This window comes from Streptomyces sp. NPDC033270 (genome assembly GCF_055576575.1).
Map to the genome: position 1 here is coordinate 1 of NZ_JBVIRA010000041.1, position 20,333 is coordinate 20,333.

General features: G+C 70.0%; 19 protein-coding genes. 13 read left to right on the forward strand and 6 right to left on the reverse strand.

All coding sequences use genetic code 11. The annotated features are described in order from the left end of the window. Window positions 1-515 precede the first annotated feature (515 nt). Window positions 516-929, forward strand: coding sequence for a peptidase inhibitor family I36 protein (locus tag ACZ5XZ_RS36325; RefSeq protein ID WP_468986243.1), 414 nt, complete (start codon window positions 516-518; stop codon window positions 927-929). 77 nt (window positions 930-1,006) lie between these two features. On the opposite strand, the gene aceE is transcribed toward ACZ5XZ_RS36325, so the two are convergent. Next, a complete protein-coding gene (gene aceE, locus ACZ5XZ_RS36330) occupies window positions 1,007-3,739 on the reverse strand; it encodes a pyruvate dehydrogenase (acetyl-transferring), homodimeric type (protein ID WP_468986245.1) in 2,733 nt (910 codons plus the stop codon). Between the two features lie 521 nt (window positions 3,740-4,260). Between aceE and ACZ5XZ_RS36335 the strand changes: the two genes are divergently transcribed. From ACZ5XZ_RS36335 to ACZ5XZ_RS36360, 6 genes are all read left to right on the forward strand, one after another. Further along, on the forward strand, window positions 4,261-4,692 hold the full coding sequence (locus ACZ5XZ_RS36335) for a DUF3052 domain-containing protein (protein ID WP_468986247.1): 432 nt from the start codon (window positions 4,261-4,263) through the stop codon (window positions 4,690-4,692). Window positions 4,693-4,841: 149 nt separating this feature from the next. Beyond that, window positions 4,842-5,300 carry a peroxiredoxin gene (locus tag ACZ5XZ_RS36340; protein ID WP_393487197.1) on the forward strand — a complete coding sequence of 153 codons (459 nt, stop codon included), beginning with the start codon at window positions 4,842-4,844 and terminating at the stop codon, window positions 5,298-5,300. Between the two features lie 170 nt (window positions 5,301-5,470). Next, window positions 5,471-6,046, forward strand: a complete 576-nt coding sequence (locus ACZ5XZ_RS36345) for a TerD family protein (protein WP_128505933.1) — start codon at window positions 5,471-5,473, stop codon at window positions 6,044-6,046. Window positions 6,047-6,234: 188 nt separating this feature from the next. Beyond that, window positions 6,235-6,810, forward strand: coding sequence for a TerD family protein (locus tag ACZ5XZ_RS36350; protein ID WP_468986250.1), 576 nt, complete (start codon window positions 6,235-6,237; stop codon window positions 6,808-6,810). A gap of 53 nt (window positions 6,811-6,863) precedes the next feature. Then, window positions 6,864-7,997: a DUF475 domain-containing protein gene (locus ACZ5XZ_RS36355; protein ID WP_468986252.1), complete on the forward strand. Its 1,134-nt coding sequence runs from the start codon at window positions 6,864-6,866 to the stop codon at window positions 7,995-7,997. A gap of 94 nt (window positions 7,998-8,091) precedes the next feature. Beyond that, a complete protein-coding gene (locus ACZ5XZ_RS36360; RefSeq protein ID WP_468986254.1) occupies window positions 8,092-8,838 on the forward strand; it encodes a TerD family protein in 747 nt (248 codons plus the stop codon). A gap of 48 nt (window positions 8,839-8,886) precedes the next feature. Here ACZ5XZ_RS36360 and ACZ5XZ_RS36365 read toward each other — a convergent pair whose 3' ends face one another. Further along, window positions 8,887-9,987 (reverse strand): TerD family protein, encoded by a 1,101-nt coding sequence (locus ACZ5XZ_RS36365; RefSeq protein ID WP_468986256.1) that lies wholly within the window; start codon window positions 9,985-9,987, stop codon window positions 8,887-8,889. A gap of 217 nt (window positions 9,988-10,204) precedes the next feature. Here ACZ5XZ_RS36365 and ACZ5XZ_RS36370 point away from each other — a divergent pair, with 217 nt between their 5' ends. Genes ACZ5XZ_RS36370 through ACZ5XZ_RS36380 form a run of 3 tightly spaced genes read left to right on the forward strand, consistent with a single transcriptional unit; the run spans window position 10,205 to window position 14,751 of the window. Next, complete coding sequence (locus tag ACZ5XZ_RS36370) at window positions 10,205-11,377, forward strand: HpcH/HpaI aldolase/citrate lyase family protein (RefSeq protein ID WP_468986258.1); 1,173 nt, start codon at window positions 10,205-10,207, stop codon at window positions 11,375-11,377. Window positions 11,378-11,392: 15 nt separating this feature from the next. Next, window positions 11,393-13,930, forward strand: coding sequence for a phosphoribosyltransferase (locus ACZ5XZ_RS36375; protein ID WP_468986260.1), 2,538 nt, complete (start codon window positions 11,393-11,395; stop codon window positions 13,928-13,930). Further along, complete coding sequence (locus ACZ5XZ_RS36380) at window positions 13,930-14,751, forward strand: HAD family hydrolase (RefSeq protein WP_468986263.1); 822 nt, start codon at window positions 13,930-13,932, stop codon at window positions 14,749-14,751. The genes ACZ5XZ_RS36375 and ACZ5XZ_RS36380 overlap by 1 nt, the downstream gene beginning before the upstream one ends. On the opposite strand, the gene ACZ5XZ_RS36385 is transcribed toward ACZ5XZ_RS36380, so the two are convergent. Beyond that, entirely contained in the window at window positions 14,714-15,463 is a 750-nt protein-coding gene (locus ACZ5XZ_RS36385) for a DedA family protein (RefSeq protein ID WP_468986264.1), read from the reverse strand. The genes ACZ5XZ_RS36380 and ACZ5XZ_RS36385 overlap by 38 nt on opposite strands. Here ACZ5XZ_RS36385 and ACZ5XZ_RS36390 point away from each other — a divergent pair. The 3 genes from ACZ5XZ_RS36390 to ACZ5XZ_RS36400 all read left to right on the forward strand — a co-directional run bounded on the left by ACZ5XZ_RS36390 (window position 15,462) and on the right by ACZ5XZ_RS36400 (window position 18,120). Further along, the gene (locus ACZ5XZ_RS36390) at window positions 15,462-16,601 is read left to right on the forward strand and encodes a histidine kinase (RefSeq protein ID WP_468986267.1); all 1,140 of its coding nucleotides are present in this window, start codon (window positions 15,462-15,464) and stop codon (window positions 16,599-16,601) included. The two genes, ACZ5XZ_RS36385 and ACZ5XZ_RS36390, sit on opposite strands and share 2 nt — an antisense overlap. Next, on the forward strand, window positions 16,592-17,251 hold the full coding sequence (locus ACZ5XZ_RS36395) for a response regulator transcription factor (RefSeq protein WP_468986269.1): 660 nt from the start codon (window positions 16,592-16,594) through the stop codon (window positions 17,249-17,251). Before ACZ5XZ_RS36390 ends, ACZ5XZ_RS36395 begins: the two co-directional genes overlap by 10 nt. 209 nt (window positions 17,252-17,460) lie before the next feature. Next, window positions 17,461-18,120, forward strand: a complete 660-nt coding sequence (locus tag ACZ5XZ_RS36400; protein WP_468986270.1) for an O-methyltransferase — start codon at window positions 17,461-17,463, stop codon at window positions 18,118-18,120. A gap of 198 nt (window positions 18,121-18,318) precedes the next feature. Here ACZ5XZ_RS36400 and ACZ5XZ_RS36405 read toward each other — a convergent pair whose 3' ends face one another. The 3 genes from ACZ5XZ_RS36405 to ACZ5XZ_RS36415 are packed head-to-tail and all read right to left on the reverse strand — an operon-like array spanning window position 18,319 to window position 20,238. Next, complete coding sequence (locus tag ACZ5XZ_RS36405) at window positions 18,319-18,531, reverse strand: FmdB family zinc ribbon protein (RefSeq protein WP_468986271.1); 213 nt, start codon at window positions 18,529-18,531, stop codon at window positions 18,319-18,321. A gap of 25 nt (window positions 18,532-18,556) precedes the next feature. Then, on the reverse strand, window positions 18,557-19,630 hold the full coding sequence (locus tag ACZ5XZ_RS36410) for a sugar kinase (protein ID WP_468986274.1): 1,074 nt from the start codon (window positions 19,628-19,630) through the stop codon (window positions 18,557-18,559). Continuing rightward, window positions 19,618-20,238 carry a bifunctional 4-hydroxy-2-oxoglutarate aldolase/2-dehydro-3-deoxy-phosphogluconate aldolase gene (locus ACZ5XZ_RS36415; protein ID WP_468986276.1) on the reverse strand — a complete coding sequence of 207 codons (621 nt, stop codon included), beginning with the start codon at window positions 20,236-20,238 and terminating at the stop codon, window positions 19,618-19,620. The genes ACZ5XZ_RS36410 and ACZ5XZ_RS36415 overlap by 13 nt, the downstream gene beginning before the upstream one ends. Window positions 20,239-20,333: the final 95 nt, after the last annotated feature.

The following is a 20,333-nucleotide window of genomic DNA, read 5'->3' on the forward strand; positions in this document are numbered from 1 at the left end:
CCCCTCCCCTCCCCCCCCCCCCCCCCCCCCCCCCCCCTCACCCCACCCCCCCCCCCCCCCCCCCCCCCCCGCGCCGTTGTCATGCCCGGCGGCGGGTGCCGGACGTCAGCCTCGGCCGTCAACCACCGCCGGTGACCCGTATTCCGTCCCACCCGCCGTATGCCGGGCGGGAGTTGGGCCCCGAAGGCGAGGTGAATCGCTCATCCGGATGAGCCGTCGCGGGAACCGGTCGCGCGAAGCGCGGCATTCCAGGCGCCGCCGGTGCGCACCGCACCTCACCAGGCCCCGGGAGAACGGTTTTTGCAGCCCGCCCGCGTCATCCGCCCCGCGTCAACACCGCGCACCGACACCCCGGCCTGGCGCGTAGGGCTTGTCCACATACCCGATCCGGGTGGCAGGGCCGTCACGGCCTTGGCAACCGCGCGGCACCCTCGCGAAGCTCGATGACGAACCCGCCGAGGCCCACCGGCCCGCCGCGGGGCACCGTCGTCCTACTCCACGGGGGAGAGATTCCTATGCGTCCGCGTCCGTCCCACACCACCGCGCTCCTGACCGGCCTCACCGCGCTGGCCGCCGCGCTCACCCTGCCGACCGCCCTCGGCACACCGGCCGCGCACGCGGCCACCGGCGGGCACCGGGCCGCCGCGACGGGCCACTGCGGCGCGGGCGAACTCTGCGTCTGGAGGCAGGAGGACTTCGCCGGCGAGCGGTGGACCTACGAGCTGTCCGGCACCGACATCGAGAGCTGTGTGCCGCTGCCCGAGGGAATGACCGCCGCCTCGCTCGCCAACCGCATGGGCCGGCCGGTCACCACGTACCAGAGCGCGGAGTGCGCCGAGACCGCCGAGTTCGACACCTACCCGGGCGGCGGCAGCTATGTGCCCCGGTCCCCGTACCGGGTAAGGGCGTTCAAGGTCTGGGAGAGTTGAGCGCGAACATGCGACGCCCCCGGCAGCGGGGTGCTGCCGGGGGCGTCGCACAGGCGATGCGGTACGCCGCGAGGAGGTTACGCGTCGCCGCCGGCCTCACCGGCTTCGGCGGCCGCGACGTCCAGGAGCTGGTAGCGGTCGATCGCCTGCTTCAGCAGCGACCGGTCGACCTTGCCCTCCTTGGCGAGCTCGGTGAGCACGCTCAGGACGATCGACTGCGCGTCGATGTGGAAGAAGCGACGGGCCGCGCCGCGGGTGTCCGCGAAGCCGAAGCCATCGGCGCCCAGCGACTGGTACGTGCCGGGAACCCAGCGCGAGATCTGGTCCGGGACGGCACGCATCCAGTCCGACACCGCGATCTTCGGGCCCTCGGCGCCCTGGAGCTTGTGCGTCACATACGGGACGCGCTGCTCCTCCTCCGGGTGCAGAAGATTGTGCTCCTCGACCTCGACGGCCTCGCGGCGCAGCTCGTTCCAGGAGGTCGCCGACCAGACGTCGGCCTTGACGTTCCACTCGTCCGCGAGGATCTGCTGGGCCTCGATCGCCCACGGCACCGCGACACCCGAGGCGAGGATCTGGGCGGCGTGCTCGCCCTTCTCGCCGGCCCTGACGCGGTGCAGGCCCTTGAGGATGCCCTCGACGTCGGCGTCGGCCGGCTCCGCGGGGTGCTGGATCGGCTCGTTGTAGACGGTCAGGTAGTAGAAGACGTCCTCGGCGTTCTCGCCGTACATCCGCCGCAGGCCGTCCTTGACGATGTGCGCGATCTCGTAGCCGTAGGCCGGGTCGTAGGAGACACAGGCCGGGTTGGTCGAGGCCAGAAGCTGGGAGTGGCCGTCGGCGTGCTGCAGGCCCTCACCGGTCAGCGTCGTACGGCCGGCGGTCGCGCCGAGCACGAAGCCCCGCGAGAGCTGGTCGGCCATCTGCCAGAACTGGTCACCGGTGCGCTGGAACCCGAACATCGAGTAGAAGACGTAGACCGGGATCAGCGGCTCGCCGTGCGTGGCGTAGGCGGAGCCGGCCGCGATCAGCGAGGCCGTGCAGCCCGCCTCGGTGATGCCGTCGTGCAGCATCTGACCGGTCGGCGACTCCTTGTAGGCCAGGAGCAGTTCGCGGTCGACGGACTCGTACTGCTGGCCCAGCGGGTTGTAGATCTTGGCCGACGGGAAGAACGCGTCCATACCGAAGGTGCGGTACTCGTCGGGCGCGATCGGCACGAAGCGCTTGCCGATCTCCTTGTCCCGCATGAGGTCCTTCAGGACCCGCACGAACGCCATGGTCGTGGCGATCTTCTGCTGCCCCGAGCCCTTCTTGGCACCCGCGTACGCCTTGTCGTCCGGCAGCGGCAGCGGCTTGGCGCGCACGACACGGGTGGGCACATAGCCGCCCAGCGCCTTGCGGCGGTCGTGCATGTACTGGATCTCTTCGGAGTTGCGGCCCGGGTGGTAGTACGGCGGCAGGCCGTCCTCCAGGTCCTTGTCCGGGATCGGCAGGTGCAGCCGGTCGCGGAAGCCCTTGAGGTCCTCGACCGTCAGCTTCTTCATCTGGTGGGTCGCGTTGCGGCCCTCGAAGTTCGGGCCGAGCGTCCAGCCCTTGACCGTCTGCGCGAGGATCACGGTCGGCTGGCCCTTGTGCGCCTTGGCCGCCGCGTACGCCGCGTAGATCTTCTTGTGGTCGTGGCCGCCGCGGCCCAGGTGCAGGATCTGGTCGTCGGTCATGTTCTCGACCATCGCCCGCAGGCGGTGGTCGTCGCCGAAGAAGTGCTGGCGGATGTAGGCACCGGTCTCGGTGGCGTACGTCTGGAACTGACCGTCGGGCGTGCTGTTGAGCTTGTTGACCAGGATGCCGTCGCGGTCCTGCGCGAGCAGCGGGTCCCAGCTGCGGTCCCACACCAGCTTGATGACGTTCCAGCCGGCACCGCGGAACTGCGACTCCAGCTCCTGCATGATCTTGCCGTTGCCGCGGACGGGGCCGTCCAGACGCTGCAGGTTGCAGTTGACGACGAAGGTCAGGTTGTCCAGGCCCTCACGGGCGGCGATGGACAGCTGGCCGAGCGACTCGGGCTCGTCCATCTCGCCGTCGCCGAGGTAGGCCCAGACGTGCGACTTGGAGGTGTCGGCGATGCCGCGCGCCTCCATGTAGCGGTTCATCCGCGCCTGGTAGATCGCGCCGAGTGGGCCGAGGCCCATCGAGACGGTCGGGAACTCCCAGAAGTCCGGCATCAGCCGCGGGTGCGGGTAGCTGGACAGGCCGTGGGGGGCCTTGGACTTCTCCTGACGGAAGGCGTCGAGCTGCGTCTCGCTCAGTCGGTCCAGGAGGAACGCGCGGGCGTAGACACCGGGCGAGGCGTGGCCCTGGAAGAAGATCTGGTCGCCGCCGTCGCCCTCGTCCTTGCCCCGGAAGAAGTGGTTGAAGCCCACGTCGTAGAGGGAGGCGGAGGAGGCGAAGGTGGCGATGTGGCCGCCGACGCCGATGCCCGGACGCTGGGCGCGGGAGACCATGACGGCGGCGTTCCACCGGGTCGCGTTGAGGACCTTGCGCTCGATCTCCTCGTTGCCGGGGAAGAACGGCTCGTCCTTGGTCGCGATGGTGTTGACGTAGTCCGTGCTGCGCATCTCGGGCACGGCCACACGCTTCTCGCGGGCCCGCTCGATCAGCCGGAGCATGAGATAGCGGGCACGTTCCCGGCCTCGCTCGTCAACGGCCGCGTCGAGCGAGTCGAGCCATTCCTGGGTCTCTTCGGGATCGAAGTCCGGGACCTGGCTGGGAAGGCCGCCAATGATGATCGGGTTTCGATCGGATCCGGAAGCCACGCTGTTCCTTCGTGTTCGGGTCGTGTCGTGCTCTGCACGCTATTGCTGCTGCGCACGGGACGAATGCTGTCTATGCCTGGGTGTCGCGCCGTCTTCCATCGTGTACCGAGCCACAGGGATACGTCACCTCTACCGATGGGTAACCACCCGCTGAGAGATGGCGCGGGAAAAGGCCGCTTTCTCAGGTCGGCCAAATCGCAACCATACGCCCATGTCGAAAGCGCCTTGCGCACGGATGTACGGCCCTCGAATGGAGATCCGGAACGGTGTCCGCCGCCCCCCGAAGGGACCAGTCGCGCGCGACTACCCGATATACCCCGCAGAACGCTGTGGCGTGAATCACTTCAGCCTGTCCTGTTGGGGTCGTAGTTGCGGTGAGACGCCTCCAAACGTCACCGTTTCGGCGGTCTGGACCGCCGGGTACTTGCGCGATCCGCCCGGCCCGTGTGGACTACGCCCAATGCTCCGCGCACACGCGCGGGGTCCCCGAGCACTACCCGAAACATGACAGGAGGCAATCCGTGAGCGCGACCGCGGACCACGCGGAGGAGCGGACCAACCCAGCCGCCAAGCTGGGGTTCGAGCCCGGACAGGTGGTCCAGGAGATCGGTTACGACGACGACGTCGACCAGGATCTCCGCGAAGGCATTGAGACCGTGATCGGCCAGGAGCTCGTCGACGAGGAATACGACGACGTCTGCGACGTCGTGCTGCTGTGGTTCCGCGACGAGGACGGCGACCTCACGGACGCTCTGGTGGACGCCATCGGCCTGATCGACGAGGGCGGGCAGATCTGGCTGCTGACCCCGAAGACCGGCCGCGACGGCTATGTCGAGCCGAGCGACATCAATGAAGCCGCGCAGACCGCGGGCCTGTCGCAGACCCGGAGCATCAACGCAGGCAAGGACTGGGCCGGCAGCCGACTGGTCACGCCCAAGTCCGGCAAGCGCTGAGCCGCACCGCCCCGACGTTCGCCACCGAGCCCCCTCCGCCCTGTTCAGGAGGGGGCTCGGAGCCGTTGTGCACAGGTTCCCCGGCCGCTCACCCCGACGCGTAGGGTTGGTCGCGTTCTGTTGAGCGTGAGCGGAAGGGAAGCACCCCCATGGCGATCGAGGTCGGCACGAAGGCTCCGGATTTCGAGCTGAAGAACCAGCACGGCGAGCTGGTCAGGCTCTCCGACTTCCGCGGCGAGAAGGCCGTCGTCCTCCTCTTCTACCCCTTCGCCTTCACCGGTGTGTGCACCGGTGAGCTGTGCGCGCTCCGCGACGAGCTGCCGAAGTTCGTCAACGACGACGTCCAGCTGCTGGCCGTCTCCAACGACTCGCCGTTCTCGCTGCGCGTCTTCGCCGAGCAGGAGGGCCTGGAGTACCCGCTGCTGTCGGACTTCTGGCCGCACGGCGAGGCCTCGCGGGCGTACGGCGTCTTCGACGAGGAGAAGGGCTGCGCGGTGCGCGGCACGTTCATCATCGACAAGGAGGGCGTGGTGCGCTGGACGGTCGTCAACGGCCTGCCCGACGCCCGCGACCTGAACGACTACGTCAAGGCCCTCGGGACCCTCTGAGCCGACGCGCGCTGGGACGCACCGGCATCCCGCCGGCCGACATCCGCACTGTTCCGGGTGCGATATCTGCAATCGGCGGGAACCGGTCACTAGGATCAATTCGTTGATCCGATGCCATGCACGACGGGGGCGCAAATCTTTACGTACCCCTCGAATCTATGGGAGGACTCGTGGGAGTCAGCCTCAGCAAGGGCGGCAACGTCTCGCTGACGAAGGAAGCCCCCAATCTGACCGCCGTCATCGTCGGTCTGGGCTGGGACGCGCGTACCACCACCGGTACGGACTTCGACCTGGACGCCAGCGCCCTGCTGACGAACGACCAGGGCAAGGTGGCCAACGACCAGAACTTCGTGTTCTTCAACAACCTGAAGAGCCCGGACGGTTCGGTCGAACACACCGGTGACAACATCACCGGCGAGGGCGAGGGCGACGACGAGCAGATCAAGGTGAATCTGGCCGGCGTGCCGGCCGATGTCGCCAAGATCGTCTTCCCGGTGTCGATCTACGACGCCGAGACCCGTCAGCAGAGCTTCGGCCAGGTCCGCAACGCCTTCATCCGCGTGGTCAACCAGGCCGACAACAATGAGCTGGCGCGCTACGACCTGAGCGAGGACGCCTCGACCGAGACCGCCATGGTCTTCGGTGAGCTGTACCGCAACGGCGCGGAGTGGAAGTTCCGGGCCATCGGCCAGGGCTACGCCTCCGGCCTGCGCGGCATCGCACAGGACTTCGGCGTCAACGTCTGATCGACCGGATCCTGGATCCGATCGTCGATATCCGGCCGAGCGACGCCACCGCAGTGATCGCCCGTGCCGCAGAACAACCGCGTCCGGCGCCGTACGCCCCCGTCCGGGGGAGTGCGGCGCCGGACGCGCTTGAAAGAGGCGGGCCACGCCTGGCATGGCCCGTGCCGATACCGGGGAGGAAGCGCACGATGACCGTCACGCTCGCCAAGGGGGGCAATGTCTCCCTGTCCAAGGCCGCTCCGAATCTCACGCAGATCATGGTCGGCCTCGGCTGGGACGCGCGGTCCACGACCGGAGCGCCGTTCGACCTCGACGCCAGCGCGCTGCTGTGCCAGTCGGGGCGGGTGCTGGGGGACCAGTACTTCGTCTTCTACAACAACCTCAAGAGCCCCGAAGGCTCCGTCGAGCACACCGGGGACAACCTGACCGGAGAGGGAGACGGCGACGACGAGTCGATCCTGGTGGACCTCGCGCAGGTGCCCGAGCAGGTCGACAAGATCGTTTTTCCGGTCTCGATCCATGAGGCCGATCTCCGCGGCCAGAGCTTCGGTCAGGTCAGCAACGCCTTCATCCGGATCGTCAATCAGGCCGACGGCAGCGAACTCGCCCGTTACGACCTCAGCGAGGACGCCTCCAGCGAAACCGCGATGATCTTCGGCGAGGTATACCGCTACAAGGGTGAATGGAAGTTCCGTGCGGTAGGCCAGGGGTACGCGTCGGGCCTGAGGGGCATCGCTCTAGACTTCGGGGTCAACGTTTCGTAAAGCGCCGCGCGCTGCGCGCGGGGGACCCCACACAGCGAGGGATTGGGTAGGCAGTGCTCCTGAAAACCTTTGGCTGGTCGTTCGCCGTCACGGTGCTCGGCCTCGCCTTGGCCGGCGTGCTCTGGGGGTGGCAAGGGCTCGCGATTGTCGGGATCCTGTCCATCCTGGAGATCTCGCTCTCGTTCGACAACGCCGTCATCAACGCAGGCATCCTGCGCAAGATGAACGCCTTCTGGCAGAAGATCTTTCTGACCGTCGGCATCCTCGTCGCGGTATTCGGCATGCGGCTGGTGTTCCCGGTCGTCATCGTCGCCATCACCGCGAAGATCGGGCCGATCGAAGCGGTCGATCTCGCCATCAACAACAAGGCGCATTACGAGGAGCTGGTCACCAGCGCCCACCCGGCCATCGCGGCCTTCGGTGGAATGTTCCTTTTGATGATCTTCCTCGACTTCATCTTCGAGGAGCGCGACTACAAGTGGCTGGCCTGGATCGAGCGGCCGATGGCCAAACTGGGCAAGCTCGACACGCTTTCGATCATCATCGCGCTGGTCGTGCTGCTGGTGACCGCCATGACGGTGGCCACCGACGTCGCGCACGGCGGCGGTGACAAGAGCGCCACGGTCCTGCTGTCCGGAGTCGCCGGTCTGATCACGTACCTCGTCGTCGGCGGTGTCTCCGGCTACTTCGAGGACAAGCTGGAGGAAGCCGAGGAGGAAGAGGGCGAGGAGACCGCCGCGGCGGCGCCCGGGAAGAAGGAGACCGGCGCGGTCGTCGGGCTGGCCGGCAAGGCCGCGTTCTTCATGTTCCTCTACCTCGAGGTCATCGACGCGTCCTTCTCCTTCGACGGCGTCATCGGCGCGTTCGCGATCACCAACGACATCTTCGAGATGGCGCTGGGTCTGGGCATCGGCGCGATGTACATCCGTTCGCTGACGGTCTTCCTGGTCCGCAAGGGGACCCTGGACGAGTACGTCTATCTGGAGCACGGCGCGCACTACGCGATCGGCGCGCTGGCGGTCATCCTGCTCGTCACGATCAAGTACGAGATCCCCGAGGTCGTCACCGGCGGGATCGGCGTCGCGCTGATCGCCCTCTCCTACTGGTCCTCCGTGGTGAAGAACAAGCGCGAGGGCAAACCCGGAGCCGAAGGCGGGGCGAAGTCGGAAGTGGCGTCCGGAGTGTGACGCGGCGCTGATTGAGGAACGCTCTCTGCGGGGCGGCCTGGGGTACGGACCTCGGGCCGCCCCGCGGTAATTGGGGCCGAGCAATGGGGTGGGCATGGTGTCGTTCCTGGGGAACCTGTGGCGCGGTGGCGCGCAGAAGATGGACTTCGACAGCGGTGGGGCGTCGTACGTCGTCGAGCTGACGAAACGCAATCCGGTCATCTCCCTGACCAAGCAGGGGGCGGCCACGGGGCATCTGCGGGTCAATCTGCACTGGCAGATGCGGACCTCGGACCTCCATGAGCGGGGCGGGCAGGGCAAGGGCAGTCTGCTGCGCCACCCGGGCAAGCTGTTCAAGCCCGAGATCGTCCAGGCGCAGGGACCGGCCGTGGTCAAGATCGACCTGGACCTGGCCTGCCTGTACGAGCTCAAGGACGGCACCAAGGGCGTGGTGCAGCCGCTGGGCAACTTCCTCGGCGATCTCAACGCCGCGCCGTTCGTGAAGCTCAGCGGCGACGACCGCTTCGGCTCCCCGTCCGGCGAGACGCTGTACATCAACATGGACCAACGCGACGAGATCAAGCGGATGCTGATCTTCGTCTACATCTACGACGGCACGCCCGCCTTCGACCGTACGCACGCGGTCGTGACGCTCTACCCGAGCAACGGCCCGCGGATGGAGATCAAACTCGACGAACGGGCCCCACAGGCCCGCTCCTGCGCCATCTTCATGCTGGAGAACAACAAGGGCGAGCTGACGGTGCGCCGCGAGGTGAAGTACGTCTACGGCTTCCAGGCGGAGCTCGACCGGCTGTACGGCTGGGGGCTGCAGTGGGGGCGCGGGTACAAGTCGAAGGTGTGACCCGCCGGTACCGGGGCACCGCCGTCAGGAGGCGCCCCCGGCTGTCCCCTAGCGGCGCTGGAACTGCGGGCCCTGAGGCGGCAGGACGAACGACGGGTCCGGCACGAACGGCTGCTGCTGCATCGGATAGCCGTATGTCGCCGCCGGGTGCGGCTGCTGCTGCGGATAGCCGTACGCGGACGCCTGCTGCTGGGGCTGGTACTGGGGCGGCGGCCCCGGGTAGCCGTAGGCGGGCTGGGCCGGGGGCTGGGCGGGCGGCGGCGGAACGTTGTGCGGGTAGCCGTAGCCGCCGCTCGTCGGCGCGGGTGCCGGGGAGGCCGCGGCGGCAGGCGGCAGCGGTGCGGCCGAGAACGGCTCCGGCATCGCGTCCGGCACATGCTGGGTGACGGCGTCGGGGTTCGACGGGGCGGAGGTCTGCGGACCGGCCGCGGAGGGTGGGCCGGAGGCCTCTTCCGGCCAGGCGCTCGGCGGCGGGGTCGCCGGGGTGGCGGGCTCGCTCCGCGGGGGTGTGGAGAGGGCCTCCGTGGGTTCCGAGCCGGGCGGTGTCGAGGGTGGCGTCGACGGTGTCTCCGGGGCCGGCGCGGCCGCGCTCTCGGCGGCCGTGTCCTTCTCCTCCACCGAGATCCCGAACTCGGTCGCCAGGCCGACCAGGCCGGTCTCGTATCCCTGCCCCAGGGCGCGGAACTTCCAGCCCTCGCCGCGGCGGTACAACTCCCCGCAGATCAGGGCCGTCTCGTCGCCGGTCTCGGGCACCACGTCGAAGACCGCAAGCGGCTCACCGTCGCTCTCCGCCGCGTCGTACAGCAGGACCCGCAGATCCCCTACGCCCGCGAAGGCGCCGCCGTCCGACGATGCGGCCAGCACGACCCGGTCGACTGACGGATCCAGGGTGGCCAGCTCCGCCTCGATGGTCTCCGTCAGGCTGTCGGCGAGCCGGGCCTTGGGCAGGTGCCGGACCAGGCCGCTGGGGTGCCGCGGCTGGTTGTAGAAGACGAAGTCCTCATCGGAGCGCACGCTTCCCTCGGGCCCCACCAACAGGGCCGAGGCATCGACATCGGGGACTCCGGCGCCGGGCGTCCAGCGCAGGACGGCCCGGACAGCCGTGGCATCGAGGGGTACGTTCGACCCTTTCAGCATCGCGTGCGTCATGCCGCAATCCTGCCTTCCCGGAGGTCGCAGGGACAACGCGGGGGCCGCGGAGCGGTGCAGGGGGAACGGTCGGGGACATCTGAAGGCCTCATGCGGGTTACGTGATTTTCACGCACGCGGGAACTAACCACACCCCCACGCACGTACGATTACCGGCTGGATCCAGACAGCGAGACGCAGCGGGGGTGCCCGGTCCCGCATCTATACGGGGAGATATATGCGGCATTTTGGGTACCTTCCGCCCGATATTCGGAAGGCGCTGTTCCATCAGGAGCCGGTGGATTTCACCGCCGACTCCCCGGCCCGCACGCTCTCGGTCGCCCTCGGTGCCACGCTCTACAGCCCCGCCACTCGCCCCCGGCTCGCCGCCGATGTCCTCAAGCAGGCCGGGCGTGGCGTGATGTCCATGGTGCTGTGCCTCGAAGATTCCATAGGGGACGGGGACGTCGAGGCCGGCGAGGCGAACCTCGTGCGGCAGTTCGGCCTGCTCGACGAGGCCGCCGACGCGGGAGAGGACCTTCCGCTGCTGTTCATCCGCGTCCGCACCCCCGGCCAGATACCGGATCTGGTGCGCCGACTGGGGCCGACGGTACGCAGGCTGTCTGGATTTGTACTTCCGAAGTTCACCGAAGAGCGTGGAGTCCCCTTCCTTGAGGCGCTGACCGCGACCGAGTCGGCCTGCGGCCGGCGGCTGTTCGCGATGCCGGTGCTCGAATCCCCGCAGCTGCTGCATCTGGAGAGTCGCGCGGAGACCCTTCAGGGCATCTCCAGGACCGTGGACAAGTACCGGGACCGGGTCCTTGCCCTGCGGCTGGGGGTCACGGACTTCTGCTCCGCCTACGGCCTGCGCAGACCGCCCGACATGACCGCCTACGACGTCCAGATCGTCGCCTCCGTGATCTCCGACGTGGTGAACGTACTGGGCCGGGCGGACGGCACGGGCTTCACGGTCACCGGCCCGGTGTGGGAGTACTTCCGGCTGCACGAGCGGATGTTCAAGCCACAGCTGCGGCGCAGCCCGTTCCTCGGACGCGCCGAGGAATTGCGTACAGCTCTGATCGAGCACGACATGGATGGTCTGCTGCGCGAGATCGAACTGGACCGCGCCAACGGACTGCAGGGCAAGACCTGTATCCACCCCTCGCATGTCGCGCCGGTGCACGCCCTCTCGGTCGTCAGCCATGAGGAGTTCAGCGACGCCGCGGACATCCTGCGGCCCGAGCGGTGCGACGGCGGGGTCCTGCGCTCCGCCTACACGAACAAGATGAACGAGGTGAAGCCGCACCGCGCCTGGGCCGAACGGACCCTGCTGCGCGCGGAGGCTTTCGGGGTCGCCCGGGAGGGCATCGGCTTCGTGGAGCTGCTGACGGCAAGCCTGCCGCAGACCTGAGATACGGCGAACGACATGAACGGTACGACGGAGGAGACGGAACGCGTGGTGTGGACGGGAGAATGGGTCGCCGGTCGGCTCGGGGTCTCGCTGAGCGGCGGGGACGAGCTGCCGGAACTGTTGGGGCTGGCGCTGCGGCGCAACCCCAAGCGGGCCCATCTGCTCGTGTCGAACGTGCTGGGCAAGCACGTGCCGCAGCGACCGGACGTGGTCCATGGCGCCGGCTTCGGGCTGGGGCGCCGGGTGCGCGAGCTGCTCGGTGACGAGGCCGCCGCCCGCTCCGTCGTCGTGGGCTACGCCGAGACCGCCACCGGCCTGGGCCACTCCGTGGCGGACGGCCTGGCGCTCGCGCCCTATCTGCACTCCACCCGCCGACCGGTAGAAGGCGTGGCGCAGGCGGGCGGGTTCGAAGAGGAGCACAGCCACGCCACCTCGCACCTGTTGCTCCCGGAGGACCGCGAACTCCTGGCCGGCGACGGACCGCTGGTACTCGTCGACGACGAGTTCTCCACCGGCAGGACCGTTCTGAACACCATCAAGGCGCTGCACGCGCACTTCCCCCGTGAGCGGTACGTCGTCGTCGCCCTGGTCGATATGCGCTCCGACGCGGACCGCAGCCGGCTGGAGAAGTTCGCGGCCGAACTGGGCGCCCGCGTCGACCTCGTGGCGCTGGCCGCGGGCGGCGTACGCCTGCCCGAGGACGTCCTGGTCCGCGGCCAGGAACTCGTCTCCGAGCACGAGGCTCTCGCGGCACGCGGGCCGGCGGCCGGATCCGGGAGCGCGACGGGGCCCGTCGGCAGCCATCGCGCGGACGTCGTACGGATCGACCTCGACTGGCCCGCCGGGCTGCCCGACGGCGGGCGGCACGGCTTCACACCCGCGCACCGCGAGCGGCTGGAGGCCGCTCTGCCGGGCATGGCGGCCCGGATCGCGCGGCATCTGGACGGCGCCCGCCGCATCCTCGTCCTGGGCAACGAGGAGCTGATGTACGCACCGCTGCGGATAGCCGGCGCGCTGGACGCCCTGGTCACCGGGGGAGGGGAGGACGCCGGTGCGCCTCGGACCGGCGAGCCGTCCGAGCCAGCCGCGAGCCCAGGCGTCTACTTCTCGACCACCACCCGTTCGCCCGTGCTCGCCGTGGACGACCCCGGCTACGCGATACGGACCCGGCTGTCCTTCCCCGCCCACGACCGGCCCGCCGACGGGCCGGGGGAGCGGTACGCCTACAACGTCGCGGCCGGCACCGACCCGGCGCGCCGTTTCGACGCCATCGTCGCCGTCGTGGACTCGCACGGCGACCTCCCCGAACTGCACGCCGCCGACGGTCTGCTGGACCGTCTCGCCGCGCACGCCGACCGACTGCTGCTCGCCGTCGTCCCCTCGTACGCCCCGCAACCCCAGGCCCGGCCCATGACCCTCCCCGAGCCGCTGCGCGGCCCCGCCTTCTCCTCCTACGCCGCCGACGAGGTCGGCTGGCTGCTGCAGGACCTGTCCGACATCACTCTGGAAGCGCCCACCGAGGAACGCGAGGAGGCGATTCAGCGCGGCGGCGCCCACTACGCCGAGTCGCTGCCGGTCGAGTACCAGCCGAGCGAGCAGTACCAGGCGCTGTTCCACAGCGCGCTGCAGGCCTCGGCGCACCGGATCGCGTGCGCCGTCGGGACCGTCACCGAGACCGTGCTCGCCGAACGCAGCCGGCGCCCGGTGCTGGTGTCGCTGGCGCGGGCCGGTACGCCCGTGGGGGTGCTGATGCGGCGCTGGGCGCAGCACGCACACGGCCTGGACCTGCCGCACTACGCGGTCTCGATCGTCCGCGGTCGGGGTATCGACACCACCGCGTTGCGCTGGCTGGCCGCCCATCATGATCCGGCGGACGTCGTGTTCGTGGACGGCTGGACCGGCAAGGGCGCCATCACCCGCGAACTCGCCCGGGCCGTGGAGGACTTCCCGGGCTTCGACCCGCGGATCGCCGTGCTCGCCGACCCCGGCGGCTGCGTCGAGACCTACGGCACCCGCGACGACTTCCTCATCCCGTCCGCCTGCCTCAACTCCACCGTCTCCGGCCTCATATCGCGCACGGTCCTGCGCGACGACCTCGTGGGGCCGGACGACTTCCACGGTGCGAAGTTCTACCGCGAGCTGGCCACGTCCGATGTGTCGCGCGCGTTCCTGGACGCGGTCGGTGCGCGGTTCGACGAGGTCGCCGGGGAGGTCGCCGCCAAGGTGAAGGAGCTGGCCACTGCCGACCGTGCCCCCACCTGGGCGGGCTGGGCCGCCGTCGAGCGGATCAGTGAGGAGTACGGCATCCACGACGTCAATCTCGTGAAGCCGGGTGTCGGCGAGACCACGCGGGTACTGCTGCGCAGGGTCCCCTGGAAGATTCTGGCCCGGCAGGACGCCGGAGCCGATCTCGATCATGTGCGTCTCCTGGCTGAACAAAGGGGTGTGCCCGTCGAAGAGGTCGACGAACTCCCCTACACCTGTGTCGGATTGATCCACCCCCGCTTCACTCGCGGGGCGACGGGCGCTGACGGCAAGGCGGTGGCCGGCTGATGAGCACGATCGTCGCCAGCGACCTCGACCGCACCCTGATCTATTCGGCGGCCGCACTGGACCTCGCCATGCCCGACGCCGAGGCCCCGCGGCTGCTGTGCGTCGAGACCTACCAGCGCAAGCCGCTGTCCTATATGACGGAGACGGCCGCCGGGCTGCTCGCCGAACTGGCCGGCAGCACCACCTTCGTGCCGACCACCACCCGCACCCGTGAGCAGTACGGACGCATCCACCTCCCCGGCCCCGCGCCGGAGTTCGCGATCTGCGCCAACGGCGGGCATCTGCTCGTACGGGGCGAGTCGGACGCGGACTGGCAGCGCACGGTCGCCGAGCGGCTCGCCTCGCACTGCGCTCCACTGGACGAGATCCGTACGCACCTCGTCCGCACCGCCGACCCGGCCTGGCTGCTCAAGGAGCGGGTCGCCGAGGACCTTTTCGCCTATCTCGTCGTGGAGCGGGCCCTGCTGCCCGAGACCTGGGTGAAGGACCTCGCCGCCTGGGCGGAGCAGCGCGGCTGGACCGTCTCCCTGCAGGGCCGCAAGATCTATGCCGTACCGCGGCCGCTGACCAAGAGCGCGGCCGTGGCGGAAGTGGCGCGCCGTACCGGGGCGTCGGAGATCCTCGCGGCCGGCGACTCCCTGCTCGACGCCGACCTGTTGCTGGCCGCGGACCGGGGATGGCGCCCGGGGCACGGTGAGCTGGCGGACTCCGGCTGGCAGGCCCCGCATGTCACGGCGCTCGGCGCGCGGGGTGTCGCCGCCGGCGAGGAGATCACGCGGGCCTTCATCCGCGGCGCCGTATCCCCGGGCCGCGCCGGCTGACCCGCACTGACACGAAGGCCGCCACCGCCAGCGCCGCCGCCGCGAGGACCACTTTGGAATAGACGTCAACAAATCCCGTCACCTCTTCCCATCGCTCGCCGAGCAGATAGCCGGCGAGGACGAAGATCGTGTTCCAGATCAAGCTGCCGAGGGTGGTCAGGGCGAGGAAGACCGGTATCGGCATGCGCTCGATGCCGGCGGGGATCGAGATGAGGCTGCGGAAGAGAGGGATCATCCGGCCGAAGAACACCGCCTTCGTCCCGTGTCGCTGGAACCAGCGCTCGGTCTTCTCGATGTCGGAGACCTTGACCAGCGGCAGCTTCGAGGCGATCGCGACCGTACGCTCGCGCCCGAGCAACGCCCCCACGCCGTACAGCGCCAGGGCGCCGGTCATCGAGCCGAGGGTGGTCCACGCGAGCACGGACGCCAGATGCATACTGCCGCGGCCGGCCGCGAAGCCCGTCAGCGGCAGGATCACCTCGCTCGGCAGCGGTGGGAAGAGATTTTCGGCGGCGATCGCCAGACCCGCGCCGGGCGCGCCGAGCGCGTCCATGAGGTCGGTGATCCAGCCTGGTGCGGTGTGTCCGATGCTCTCGATCATGTTTTCAAAGCTATGAATTTCGCTCCGCCCGCACATTGCGGAAGACCGCACAAAAGACTGCGGTTTTCCGCAGTGTGCGGCAGCGAGCGGTGCGGCTAGCGTTTCGATCATGTTGGGAATCGCACGGCGCGGACTGCGCCTGACGACAGGGCTGGTGCTCGGCGCGGTGACGTCCGCCGCCGAGTTCCCCTTCGTCGTGCTCTCCGGGCTGGCCCTGCTGCTCGTGCTCGCCTGGCCGCGCGGCCGCCGCGCGGTCCTCAGACCTGTGGCGGCCGGCGGACGGGCCCTGACCGAGGCCAACCGGCGCCGCCTGCGCGACTACCTCACGACCGAGACCTCCGATGTCTACACCGATCACCGCGCCCTGCAATATCTCGCGCTGCGCTGGTCGTTGGGCCTGCTGGGTGTCTTCGTGCTGAGCACCGCCCTGATCGGGGCGGCGTACGGCACCGCGTGGATCTTTATCCTGCTGTTCCGCGAGGTCCGGCATTTCGGCACCGTCGTCCTCTCGGGTATCGGCGGTCTCTTCCTTCTTTTCCTCAGCATGCAGGGCGCGTTCGGGGTCGCCGGTCTGGAGGCGAAGCTGGCGCGGCGCCACCTCGGCCCGAGCCGCCAGGAGGAACTGGAGCGGCGCATCGAGCAGCTGGCGGCCAGCCGCGCCGGTGTCGTCGCGGCCGTCAACGACGAGCGCCGCCGCATCGAGCGTGATCTGCACGACGGCGTCCAGCAGCGGCTGGTGGCGCTGGGCATGCTACTCGGCCGCGCGCTGCGCAGCCAGGACCAGCAGCGTGCCGAACAACTCCTGCGCCAGGCCCACGAAGAGAGCGGACAGGCCCTGGCCGAGCTGCGTGAAGTGGCATGGCGGGTCTACCCGACGGTGCTGGACGAGGCAGGTCTGCGGGCGGCTCTGGAGACCGTCGCCGAGCGCTCGGCCATCCCCGTGCGGCTGGACTACGAACTCCCCGCCGATCCCGAGGCAACGGTGGCGACGGTCGCCTACTTCGTGGTCTGCGAAGCCGTCACCAACGCCGTCAAGCACTCCGACGCCGGGCTGATAACCGTCCGCGTCGCCCGTGGCGAGGACGCCGTGCTCGTATGCATCGAGGACGACGGACTGGGCGGCGCGGATGCCTCCGGCAGTGGCCTGTTCGGGATGGCCCGCAGGGTTGCCGCCCTCGACGGCCGGTTCCGGGTCGACAGCCCGGCCGGCGGACCGACCACCATCACCGCGGAGCTGCCGTGCGCGTAGTGCTCGCCGACGATTCGACCCTGCTGCGGGAGGGCCTGGTGCGCCTCCTCGCCGAGGAAGGCCACGAGGTGGCCGCCGCGGTCGGTGACGCCGATCAGCTGATCGCCGTGCTGGAGCGCGCGGCGGAGACGGGAACGAAGCCCGACGCGGTGGTCGTGGACGTCCGGATGCCCCCCACCCACACCGACGAAGGGCTGCGGGCCGCGGTACAGATCCGGGAGCGCTGGCCCGGTGTCGGCGTGCTGGTGCTCTCGCAGTATGTCGAGCGCCGCTATGCGACGGAGCTGCTGACCGAGGACGGCGAGGGAGTGGGCTATCTCCTCAAGGACCGGGTGGTCCAGGTGGACGAGTTCCTGGACGCACTGGAGAGGGTGGGCGCCGGCCAGGCGGCCTTCGACCCTGAAGTCGTGCGGCAGTTGCTGACGCGTACCCGCCGCTCGGATCCGCTGGGCACCCTCACCGCACGCGAGCGGGAGGTGCTCGCGCAGATGGCGCAGGGCCACACCAATGCGGCGATCGCCGTCCGGCTGCACATCTCGCAGAGCGCCGTGGAGAAACACGCCAACGCGATCTTCGACAAGCTCGGCCTGACCGGTACATCCGGATACTCACGCCGGGTCCTGGCGGTGCTGCGGTACTTGGGAACGTGACAGGCAGGGCGTGACCTTCAAGGCGACATTCACGGCGTGACAGGCAAGACAGGCAAGGCGTGGCAGGCCGGGACGGATGAGCGAAGGCTCGTGAAGGGAGGGGCGAAAAGCGGCTGGCGGCGAAGGAGCTCGGCTAGTCTCGCCGAGGCGGGCGGCTGCACCGTCCGGTGATCGGCCGAGACCGCGATCCTTGATCAAGAGGAGAGCAAGTGGCTGAGTCCAAGAGCACACCGATCACGCCGGAGCTGTACGACTACGTCCTCGCCCACAATCCGCCGTTGAACCCAGCGCAGCGGGGCATCGTGGAGCTCACCCGGCAGCAGTTTCCCAAGGCGGCGGGGATGCAGTCGGCGGAGGAGCAAGGGCCGCTGCTCGCGTTCCTGGTGCGGCTGATCGGGGCGCGGCATGTCGTCGAGGTGGGGACGTTCACCGGCTACTCGGCGCTGTCCATGGCTCAGGCTCTGCCCGCGGACGGCACGCTGATCACCTGCGATGTGTCCGAGGAGTGGACGGCGTACGGCCGGGAGGCCTGGACCAGGGCCGGTGTCGCGGACCGCATCGAGCTGCGGATCGCGCCCGCGCTGGAGACGCTGCGGGCGATGCCGAGCGAGCCGCACATCGATCTTGCCTATCTCGACGCGGACAAGGGGGGCTATATCGCCTACTGGGAAGAGCTGGTGCCGCGGCTGCGGCCCGGCGGCCTGATCGTCGCGGACAACGTGCTGTACCGCGGTGAGGTCGCCGACCCGGCGGCGACCGGGTCGGCCCTGGCGATCAGGGCGTTCAACGACCATGTGGTGGCGGACCGGCGCATGGAGGCGGTGCTGCTCACCGTGGCGGACGGTCTGACGCTGGCCCGCAAGCGGTAGCGCCCGCGGCCAAGGACGCGGCCGCCGCTTCCCGAAGCGCACGCGGCCGCCGCCCAGGGCGTGTCTCCCCGCTGGCCTAGCCGCAGCAGCCGCCTCCGCAGCAGCCGCCTCCGCAAGCGGTAGCGCCCGCGGCCAAGGACGCGGCCGCCGCTTCCCGAAGCGCACGCGGCCGCCGCCCAGGGCGCGTCTCCCGCTGGCCTAGCCGCAGCAGCCGCCTCCGCAGCAGCCGCCTCCGCCCCCACCACTTGGCGCGGGGGCGGCCGCGGAGCCGCCGACGGCGACCGTGGAGAGCAGCTTCACGGTGTCCTCGTGGCCCTCAGGGCAGACGGCCGGGGCGGAGGACTCGGCCATCGGCCGGTTCAGCTCGAAGAGGGAGCCACAGGGGCGGCACCGGTATTCGTAACGAGGCATGGCCACAGATTAGCCGTGCCGCCGATCAGCGTACGACGGTGCCGGGTGGCGCGCCCAGCATGCCGAGCTCCGCACGGGTCGGTGCGCCCTCCCAGTCGCCGTGCGAGGCGACCGCGAACGCACCGGTCGTGACGCCGCGCTCAAGGCGTCCGGCAGGTCCCTCGCCGTCCAGCAGCGCCGAGAGGTACCCCGCCACGAAGGCGTCGCCGGCGCCCACGGCATCCACGGCCCGTACTGCCCTGGCGGGCTGGTGCACACAGCCGTCGCGGGTGAAGGCCGTCGCCCCCTTGGCACCGAGTGTGACCACCACCTCACCGACCCCCTCCTTCAGCAGCAGCCGGGCCTGGTCCGCGTGGCCCGGCGCCGCGGCGCCCGCGCCTTCGGGCAGGCAGAGCGGCAGCTCGTCGTCGGAGGCGATCAGGACGTCCACGAAGGGGATCCACTCGCGAAGGACCACGGCGGCCTCCTCGGCGGCCCACAGGCGGGCCCGGAAGTTGACGTCGAGACAGACCGCCGAGCGATACCGGCGCGCCAGGTGGAGGACCTGGTACGCCGCAGAGCGGGCCGTAGGGCTCAGCGCCGGGGTGATGCCCGTCAGGTGCAGGACGCGCGGCGGAGCGGCGCGGAAGGCGCGGTCGATGGCGTCCGCGGCCAGCCGGGAGCCGGCCGATCCGGCGCGGTAGTAGTGCACCCGGGTGACCTCCGGCAGCCGTGGCTCGAAGAGCAGCAGCCCGGTCGGGGCGCCGGGATCGGTGGCGGCGGCGGAGACCTCCACGCCCTCGGCCCGCAACGTCCGGAGCACCAGTGCTCCCGCCTCGTCGTCACCGACCGTGCCCGCCCAGCGGACGGCGTGCCCGAGCCTGGCCAGCCCGATCGCGACATTGCTCTCCGCCCCGGCGATGGAGACCTGCATCGTGCCGCCGAGCCTCAGCGGGCCGCTGCCGCGCAGGGCCACCATGGTCTCGCCGACGGTGAAGACGTCCGGGCGGCACCCTTCCTCTGGGAGCCTGGAAGCGGCGAAGACGCCCCCAGGGGCCTCGCCTCCGCGCTGCTCCCCGTCTCCGCCGGCCGCCGGCGGCCGCCCCGTCACTGCGTGCACACCGCCTTGAACTCCGCCGCGCGTTTGCGCAGCTCGTCCAGGTCGCCGCCGTCCGCCGCGTCCCCGATGAGCGGCGAGCCGACGCCCACGGCCACCGCTCCCGCGTCGAAGTACGCCGGGGCGACCGCCGCGTCCACCCCGCCGACCGGCACGAACGGCGTCTCCGGGAAGGGAGCGCGCAGCGCCCGCAGATACGCGGGTCCGCCGGCCGACGCCGGAAACAGCTGCAGCGCCGACACACCCAGTGCCTCCGCGGCGATCACCTCGGACGGCGTCATCACCCCGGCGAGCGTCGGCAGCCCCTGCCGTACGGACTCCTCCAGCCCCGCGCCCAGACCGGGCGTGACGATGAGATTCGCGCCGGCCTCGGCGGCGCGTCGGGCGTCGTCGCCGGTCAGGACGGCGCCGGCGCCGAGCCAGGCGGCATCGCCGAGTTCGCCGCGGGCCCGCCGGATCACGCTCAGCGCGTCCTTGCCGCTGAGGGAGACCTCGATCAACGGAAGGCCTGCCTCCACAAGCGCCATGACCGTACGGAAGGACGCCTCCGCATCCCTGCCCCGGATGATGGCGACCAGCCGGTCGGTCCGGAGCGCTTCGCTGAAGTCCATGGCGATTCCTGCTTTCTCCGCTCCCCGCTGCGCGTGTGCCGCGCGGGCGGGTTGTTCGGGCGCGAGGGTGGTGCCATTGATTATTCCGGCCCGGC